Raw genomic sequence first — 7,272 nt, 5'->3', positions numbered from 1 at the left:
CCACTGCCGCAGGCCCGGCCCCGGCTGCCCCTTCAGCCGCAACCCCGCGAACAACACCCCGCCCGCCAGGAGGAAGCGCATCCCCGCCATCCGGAACGGCGGAAAGCCCGTCAGCGCGAACCGCATCGCCAGGTAGGTCGACCCCCAGATGACGTAGAGCGCGAAGAGGCTGAACAGCAGGCGGCCCCGGTGGGGCGTGGGCTCGGCTACGTCGGGGGTCACGGTCGCGGTCGTCACGGCGGCGGCCTTCTAACCCCCGCCTCCCTCCCGTGCGATGTGCGCTTTGCCGTACCCGCCACACAGGCCGGCGGACCAGCGCCTCGCCTGCCTGCCCTCCGGAAGGCCCCTCCCAATTGAATGCCCCGGGCGTCCCTTTTAGAATTCTACAGGAGGCATGAAGACCCGGAGGTCGGGCCGACAGCCCCCGGAGCGTGAGCGGGAATGCCCGACGAATTGGGTGAGCGCGAGAAGGAAGTCCTCCGAGCCGTGGTGCAGGAGTACATCACCACCGGCGGCCCGGTCGGCAGTCAGCAACTGACGCGCCGCGGAGAGTTCGAGGTCTCCTCCGCGACCATGCGCAACGTGCTCGCCGACCTGGAGGCCCTGGGCTTCCTGGAGAAGCCCCACACGTCCGCCGGCCGCGTGCCCACCGACCGGGGCTACCGCTTCTACGTGGACACCCTGGTGAAGCTGCGCGACCCCGCCCCCCGCGACCGCGAGCTCATCCACGCCGGCCTCGTCCATGAGTCCAGCCTGGACGAGGTGCTGTCGGAGGCCAGCCGCGTGCTGCACTCGCTCACGCGCCATGCGGGCGTCGTCCTCACGCCCCGCCCCGACGCCGCCCGGTTCCAGCGCATCGAGTTCCTGCGCCTGCGCGAGAACCGCGTGCTCGCCATCCTGGTGGGCCAGAACGGCCAGGTGCACAACAAGGCCCTCACCGTGGACTTCCCGGTGACGTCCGACGAGCTCATCAAGGCCAGCAACTACCTCTCCGAGCTGCTGCACCAGGTGCCCCTGGAAGAGGCGCGCGAGCGCATCCGCGCGGAGATGGACCAGGAGCAGGCCCTCTACAACGCGCTCACCGCCAAGGCCCTCCGCCTGGGCGCCGCCGCCACCGACCTGCAGACGCCGGAGCGCGTGCTCATCGAAGGCACCGGCTCCTTCCTGGAGCAGCCGGAGTTCGCGGACGTGGAGCGCATCCGCGCGCTGTTCCGCGCCCTGGATGAGAAGCACAAGCTGCTGCACCTCCTGGACCGCGTGCAGCGCACGAAGGAGATGCACGTCTTCATCGGCGCGGAGAGCGAGTTCTCCGCCGCCGGAGACCTCACCGTCATCGCCAGCCCCTACGGCACGGCGGAGGCGGTGCTGGGCACGGTGGGCGTCATCGGGCCCACGCGCATGGACTACCGGCGCGTGATTCCCCTGGTGAACTTCACCGCCCAGGTGCTCTCCAGCGTGCTGGAGAAGGTGTAGCGGCCTACTGCGGCGCGGGCGCGTAGACGCGCAGCGCCGCGGGGGCGACCTCGAAGCGCATGGGCGTCATGCCCACGTTCTCCCCGTCCGCGTTCATCTCCATGGGCGGGTCCGTCTCCACGACGAGCCGGGAGGCGTGCAGGTGCACGACGGACTCGTGCTCCAGGTGCCCGCCGCTCCGCATGCCCAGCGCCACGCGCGCCAGCGTGGCCACGTCCTGCAGGTGGCCCAGCCCCGTGCGCTCGCCGCCGTCCGCCACGGAGGGCGCGGTGATGGCGTAGACGTGGAAGCGGCGGTCGTCCAGCGTCGCGTCCGGCGCCACCATGTTGCCCGCGCCGTGGTAGCGGCCGTTGCCCACCACCAGCTGGAGCGCGTCCACCTCCAGCGTCTGGCCTTCCGCCTGGAGCCGGACGTGGAAGGGCTGCAGCGTGCGCATCTCCGCGGCGGCGGCCATGGGATAGGCCAGCTTGCCGGCGCGCTGCTTCAACTCCTGCGTGAGCCGCTTCGCGATGGCGGTGGTGAGCCCCAGGCTGGCGGCGTTGAGGAAGGGCCGCCCGTTGACGAGCCCCACGTCCACGCGCGCCGTGTAGCCCCCGGCGATGACGTCACACGCGGCCTCCAGCGTGTCCGGGATGCCCAGCGAGCGGGCGAAGTCGTTGCCGGTGCCCAGCGGCACCACGCCCAGCGTCACGTCGCGCCCCATCAGGGCCTGCGCCGCGCAGCTGATGGTGCCGTCGCCTCCTCCCACGAGGACGCGGCGGGCCCCCTGGGCAATGGCCTCCTCCACCACCTTGCGCAGGCGCTTGGGCCGCGCCAGCGCGTGCGCGGCCATGAGCGGGATGCCGTGTTCGGCCAGCAGCTCACGGGCGTGCTCGAAGGCGTCGCGCCCCGAGCGCGAGCGCGTATTCACCACCAGGACCGCGGGCCCTTCATCCATGTGACGAAGGCGCGGAGGCGCGTTGAGTGCGGGTTCCAGAGGAAACCTCGGCTTTGGATGCAGCGCCTCCAAGCTGCGCACGATCGTCCCAGGGCACCAGCGGGACCCATGCGGAAAGGGCAGGCGCACTGTCCATTCCCCACCGGCTGCACGCGGAGAGGTTCCACGGGTGGACAGGGGTAGGGTGCTGGCGGGTTCCCTCCCTGGGTAGGCGTGTTCACCTTCCAGGCGACGCGGACTCCGTGCCTCGGACCCGCGCCGGGACGTTCTCCAGGAGGGTATTGAATGGCACGAGGAAGCAAGACCCGGTACTCGGCGAAGCAGAAGCGCATGGCCGAGCACATCGAGAAGGGCTACGAGGACAAGGGCACCAGCGAGAAGACCGCGGAGGCCCGCGCGTGGGCCACCGTGAACAAGCTCACCGGTGGCGGCATGAAGGGCGGCTCCGGCAGCAAGGCGAAGGCGGCCCGCCGGCGCCCCGCGGCCCGCAAGAACGCGCGCAAGGCCGGACGCGTGGGCGGCAAGCGCCGCGCCGCGACCGCGAAGAAGAGCACCTCCTCCAGCCGCAGGAAGGCCGCGCCCACCCGGGCCCGGCGCACCACCACCGGCCGCAAGGCCACCTCGCGCACCGGCACCGCCGGCAAGCGCTCCACGGCCCGCAAGAGCACCGCGCGCCGGGGGACGGCTCGCAAGAGCACGGCGTCCCGTTCACGCGCGAAGCGGGGCGGTTCGCGCAAGTAGCTCCTGAAGGGCTCCACCGGTGGCCACGCTTTGTCCGTGGCCGCCGGGGACGCCTTCAGCCCAGCACGCGCCTCAGCGCGACTCCTCGTCCTTGGTGGTGTCCCGCGACGCGGCGTCCCAGGGCCAGATTTCGGGCTCCGCTTCCAGGCGGCGCAGCAGCTCCGCGGGGTCCTTCACCAGCGTGCGGCACCCGGCCGTGCGCAGGTCCTCCGCGCGGAAGCCGCCGCACAGCACGCCCACGGACGCCAGGTGCAGCTTGCCCGCGGCCAGCGCGTCGTAGGGCGTGTCACCCACCACCACCACCGTGGCGGGGTCCGGCTTGCCCAGCTTCGCGAGCGCCGCCTCGAAGATGTCCGGGTGCGGCTTGCTCTTGTCGACCTCGTCCTTGGCCGTCTTCGCCTCGAACAGGCCGTCGATGCCGCACAGCTCCACGTAGCGCTTGAGCTCGTCGTCCTTGGCGCTGGAGGCCAGGGCAATCTTGCGGCCGCGCTTGCGCAGCAGCTGGAACAATTCCTTCACGCGCGGGAAGGCGCGCACCTTGGGCAGGAACTCGCGCTTGAAGCGCGCGGAGCGGTCCTCCTCCAGGTCCTTGCCGAAGCGCTCCAGCTCCTCGTCGTTGAAGAAGACGGGCAACAGCTGGTCGGCGCCCTTGCCAATCTGGCTGCGCACGTGGGCAAACGGGATGTCCCGCCCGAACTCGATGAACGACCGGCGCCAGGCCTCGGCGTGCTCGTCCACGGAATCCACCAGCGTCCCATCCACGTCGAAGATGACGTTCTCGACCATGCGCGGCAAACCTCCGCCGCCAAGGTGGCGATGGGCGACGTGCCGGTCAACCGCCCGTGGGTGACTTCGGTCCACTCTCCTGCGCTTCGCTGTCCACGAGTGTCCGGGTCTGCACGCTGTATCCGTCCGGAGCGGCGGGGGTGAACGCGTCGTTGGGCAGCGACGTCTTCAGGTCCACCTTCGACAGCACCGTCTCCCCCTGCTTCGCGTCCCCCACCCAGCGCGTGAGCTTCTGGGGCACGCACAGCCCCAGGGACGCGTCGCAGTGCTCCTCCTCCATCCGCACCTCCGCCCGGGTGCCGTCCGGCGCGCGCGTCTTCTTGGCCAGGAAGTCCAGCGAGGGCCAGCGCAGCACGTACGTCACCTCCAGGCCGCCGCCCGCCTCGCCCTCCAGCGCCATGGTCAGCTCCACGGCCTCCTTCGCCTGGGGCAGGCCGGAGGTGCGCTTCGCCTTCGTGCTGCGCAGCAGCAGCGGCGCGCGGAAGCCGTCCGGCACGAAGGGGGTGAAGATTTCGGTGAGGAACGCGGACAGCTTCTCCGCGGAGACCTGGGACGTGAAGGTGGTGAACTGCTTCGTCGCCTCCACCTGCTCGTACAGGTGCTTGCCGTCCCACCACACCTGCCGGGCCTGGGGCGCGGACACGGTGCCGCGCATCTTCTGGGGCGCGCGGTACGCGAAGGTGAAGCCCGCGGAGGCGGTGTCCCCCTCCGTCTGGGTGCCCTCCAGCTGGTAGGCCACAAGCTTCGCGTCGCGCGCGGCCAGCTTCTCTCGCACCTGGGCCATCAGCTCCGCGTCGTTCGCGCCTCCGGACGAGGACGAACGGCACGCGAGGACGCCCACGAGGGGCACGAGGAGGAGGGCGCGCATGGGGGAACTCCCGAGGGCTGGAAATGGAAAAGGCCCCGCTGTTCCCAGGGGGCCTTCGGACTGCCTCGGTGAGGAGGCAGCTTCGGACTACTTCACCGCCACGCCGGTCGCGGAGGAGCTGGTGATGCCGATGATGGTGCCGAACAGGGCGAAGATGCCGTGACGGGGCGTGGTGCTCGCCGACTTCAGGTCCACCTTGGAGGCGCCCATGGCCTTCGCCTCGGTGATGAGGAGGCGGTTGACCACCGTGTCCAGGTCGCTCTGGACGATGTCGATGATGTGGAAGATCGCGGTCAGGCCCAGCGAGCTGCCCTGGATGACGGCCACGGCCTCACCGTTGGCGGCGATCTCGGAGCCGGAGACGATGGCGGACTCGACGCTGGTGCAGCCCACGAGGGAGGCGGCGGCAACGGCGGACAGGATGAACTTCTTCATGGTTATCTCCCCAACTGACGGTGGCTTGGATGGTGGCGGAGCGGCCCGGACGGGCGCTCCGCCGTTCGGTAAAACCTCAAGCGGCGCGGTTCGTAGCAGAAGGCTTTTTCAAGTCAAGGACCCGGGGCGGCTTATTCCGAGTTCTGTTGGACACTTCATCCGCCGGGCGGCGCTGAACCGGTCGCCCCTCTCGCGCAGGTGAGGCATCTTCGCGCATGCACCCGGTTTCCGCTCCACGTCCCGCCCCGGCCCGCGTCTGGCTGCACCTGCTGCTCTTCGCGGTGACGCTGGGGACGACGTTCCTCGCGTACCTGCTGCTCTTTGGCCGCTCGTTCCCGTTCAGCGGGGCCGGGCTGCTCGCGGAGGACCGGACCCAGGCGCTGTTCTTCAGCGGGTCGCTGCTCGCCATCCTGGGCTCGCACGAGATGGGGCACTACGTGCTCGCGCGGTGGCACCGGGTGGACACGTCACTGCCGTACTTCATCCCGCTGCCGGTCCCGGGGAGCCTGGGCACGCTGGGCGCGGTCATCCGGCTGCGCGGGCGCATTCCCACGCGCAACGCGCTGGTGGACATTGGCGCCGCGGGGCCGCTGGCGGGGCTGGTGGTGGCGCTGCCCCTGCTCTACTGGGGGCTGTTGCACTCCACGGTGGTGGACTCGCCGCCGGTGCCGTCCGCGTTCCCCGGCGAGTCGTCGCTGTGGGTGCTGGGACAGGACCTGCTGCGCTGGGTGATGGAGAAGCTGACGCAGGCGCCGCCCGCGATGGAGCCCGTCTACACGAGCCACCAGACGCTCTTTGGCGACAACCTGGTCATGAAGGCGCTGACGTGGCTGGCGCTGGGCCCCCTGCCGGAGGGCAAGGACGTGGTGGTGCACCCGGTGGTGATGGCGGCGTGGTTCGGCCTGCTGGTGACGCTGCTCAACCTGCTGCCGGTGGGGCAGCTGGACGGCGGGCACCTGACGTTCGCGGTGCTGGGGCCCAAGGCCCGCCACGTGGGCCAGGGCGTGGCGGCGGTGCTGCTCTTCCTCACGCTGTTCGTCACCGCGTCGTGGGGCCTGTGGCTGGTGGTGGCCAGCAAGGTCGTGGGCTTCGGCCACCCGGAGGTGTTGCGGCCGGAGGAGCCCCTGAGCGCCTCGCGCAAGGTCATCTGCGCGCTGTGCCTGCTGGCGCTGGTAGGGTGCGCGATGCCCGTCCCCCTGCGAGAGGTGTGGTCATGAAGTACCAGTGCGAAGGCTGCGATCGGCTGGTCAAGGTGGAGACCTACGTCCTGGAGGACCACGCGCTGGCCGTGGCGTGCCCGGCGTGTGGCGCCTGGACGCGGGCGGCGCCTTCCCTCTCCAAGCCGGCCTCCCCACGGCCCACGCCCACTCTGGAGGGTGACGGGGTGGAGGACCTCGCGGTGGCGGTGCCGCTGACGGCGCCCTACGCGGGCCCTCCTCCGCCGCCTCCCTCGCGGCCCAGCGTCACCGCGCTGCGGGTGGTGCGCCCGGATGCGCCCGCCGCGGCCCCGCTCGCGCTGGACGGAGACCTCTTCCAGGCGCCGCCGGGCCACTGTCCCAAGTGCGTGGCGCCCATGCGCGACGACGCCGGGTCCTGTTCGGCGTGCGGACTGGTCTACGCCAACTTCATCCCGGACGAGCACCAGCCCTCCGAAGGCCTGGCCCGGGAGTGGCGCGAGCTGCTGGAGACCTGGCACGACTGGGACGCGCACGACCGCCTGCTGTCCCAGGGGATGATGCGGGGCGAGATGGCCATGGTGGGCCGGCTGTACCGCATGCGGCTGGCCCGGGCACCGAGCGACGCCCAGGCGCTGCGCGGGCGGGATGAGGTGGTGCGCCGGGTGACGATGGCGACGACGCTCGCCTCCGACGGACCGTCACCGGCGCTGGGGCGCAAGGTGAAGACCGTGGTGATGGGCGTCGTGCTGGTGGTGTCGCTGGTGATGCTGCTGGTGCTCGTCCAGATGATGCGCGGGTCCTTCTAGGCGGCGGGCAGGGCTGGAGCGCTGGCCGGCCCGCTTCCCGGGCGGGCG

At 71.1% G+C, this 7,272-nt stretch carries 9 protein-coding genes; 4 read left to right on the top strand and 5 right to left on the bottom strand.

All coding sequences use genetic code 11. The features are described 5' to 3' along the window. A partial coding sequence (locus tag D7V80_RS39435) for an EamA family transporter (RefSeq protein WP_147447373.1) occupies positions 1-237 on the bottom strand: 237 nt, incomplete at its 3' end. A gap of 204 nt (positions 238-441) precedes the next feature. On the opposite strand from D7V80_RS39435, the gene hrcA reads away from it, so the two are divergent. After that, positions 442-1,473, top strand: coding sequence for a heat-inducible transcriptional repressor HrcA (gene hrcA, locus D7V80_RS39430; protein WP_120592937.1), 1,032 nt, complete (start codon positions 442-444; stop codon positions 1,471-1,473). Positions 1,474-1,477: 4 nt separating this feature from the next. Here hrcA and D7V80_RS39425 read toward each other — a convergent pair whose 3' ends face one another. Then, positions 1,478-2,410, bottom strand: a complete 933-nt coding sequence (locus D7V80_RS39425) for a lipid kinase (RefSeq protein ID WP_120592936.1) — start codon at positions 2,408-2,410, stop codon at positions 1,478-1,480. 285 nt (positions 2,411-2,695) lie between these two features. On the opposite strand from D7V80_RS39425, the gene D7V80_RS39420 reads away from it, so the two are divergent. Further along, complete coding sequence (locus tag D7V80_RS39420; RefSeq protein ID WP_120592935.1) at positions 2,696-3,151, top strand: transcriptional regulator; 456 nt, start codon at positions 2,696-2,698, stop codon at positions 3,149-3,151. A 72-nt stretch (positions 3,152-3,223) separates the two neighbouring features. On the opposite strand, the gene D7V80_RS39415 is transcribed toward D7V80_RS39420, so the two are convergent. From D7V80_RS39415 to D7V80_RS39405, 3 genes are all read right to left on the bottom strand, one after another. Continuing rightward, entirely contained in the window at positions 3,224-3,937 is a 714-nt protein-coding gene (locus D7V80_RS39415) for an HAD family hydrolase (protein WP_014400085.1), read from the bottom strand. Positions 3,938-3,983: 46 nt separating this feature from the next. Then, positions 3,984-4,805, bottom strand: coding sequence for a hypothetical protein (locus tag D7V80_RS39410; RefSeq protein ID WP_120592934.1), 822 nt, complete (start codon positions 4,803-4,805; stop codon positions 3,984-3,986). A gap of 87 nt (positions 4,806-4,892) precedes the next feature. After that, entirely contained in the window at positions 4,893-5,240 is a 348-nt protein-coding gene (locus tag D7V80_RS39405) for a hypothetical protein (RefSeq protein ID WP_014400083.1), read from the bottom strand. Between the two features lie 215 nt (positions 5,241-5,455). Between D7V80_RS39405 and D7V80_RS39400 the strand changes: the two genes are divergently transcribed. Together D7V80_RS39400 and D7V80_RS39395 are read left to right on the top strand one after the other, a co-directional pair. Continuing rightward, positions 5,456-6,457 carry a site-2 protease family protein gene (locus D7V80_RS39400; RefSeq protein WP_120592933.1) on the top strand — a complete coding sequence of 334 codons (1,002 nt, stop codon included), beginning with the start codon at positions 5,456-5,458 and terminating at the stop codon, positions 6,455-6,457. After that, positions 6,454-7,224, top strand: a complete 771-nt coding sequence (locus D7V80_RS39395; protein WP_120592932.1) for a hypothetical protein — start codon at positions 6,454-6,456, stop codon at positions 7,222-7,224. Before D7V80_RS39400 ends, D7V80_RS39395 begins: the two co-directional genes overlap by 4 nt. The last annotated feature ends 48 nt before the right edge of the window (positions 7,225-7,272 follow it).

It is taken from the genome of Corallococcus sp. CA054B, from assembly GCF_003611625.1.
Lineage (GTDB): Bacteria > Myxococcota > Myxococcia > Myxococcales > Myxococcaceae > Corallococcus > Corallococcus coralloides.
Note: the sequence above shows the minus strand (reverse complement) of the source record. Positions and strands in the feature narration are given on the sequence as shown.

Coding starts and splice junctions, on each gene's coding strand:
- hrcA (WP_120592937.1), top strand. CDS start 442: ATGCCCGACGAATTGGGTGAGCGCGAGAAGGAAGTCCTCCGAGCCGTG.
- D7V80_RS39425 (WP_120592936.1), bottom strand. CDS start 2,410: ATGGATGAAGGGCCCGCGGTCCTGGTGGTGAATACGCGCTCGCGCTCG.
- D7V80_RS39420 (WP_120592935.1), top strand. CDS start 2,696: ATGGCACGAGGAAGCAAGACCCGGTACTCGGCGAAGCAGAAGCGCATG.
- D7V80_RS39415 (WP_014400085.1), bottom strand. CDS start 3,937: ATGGTCGAGAACGTCATCTTCGACGTGGATGGGACGCTGGTGGATTCC.
- D7V80_RS39410 (WP_120592934.1), bottom strand. CDS start 4,805: ATGCGCGCCCTCCTCCTCGTGCCCCTCGTGGGCGTCCTCGCGTGCCGT.
- D7V80_RS39405 (WP_014400083.1), bottom strand. CDS start 5,240: ATGAAGAAGTTCATCCTGTCCGCCGTTGCCGCCGCCTCCCTCGTGGGC.
- D7V80_RS39400 (WP_120592933.1), top strand. CDS start 5,456: ATGCACCCGGTTTCCGCTCCACGTCCCGCCCCGGCCCGCGTCTGGCTG.
- D7V80_RS39395 (WP_120592932.1), top strand. CDS start 6,454: ATGAAGTACCAGTGCGAAGGCTGCGATCGGCTGGTCAAGGTGGAGACC.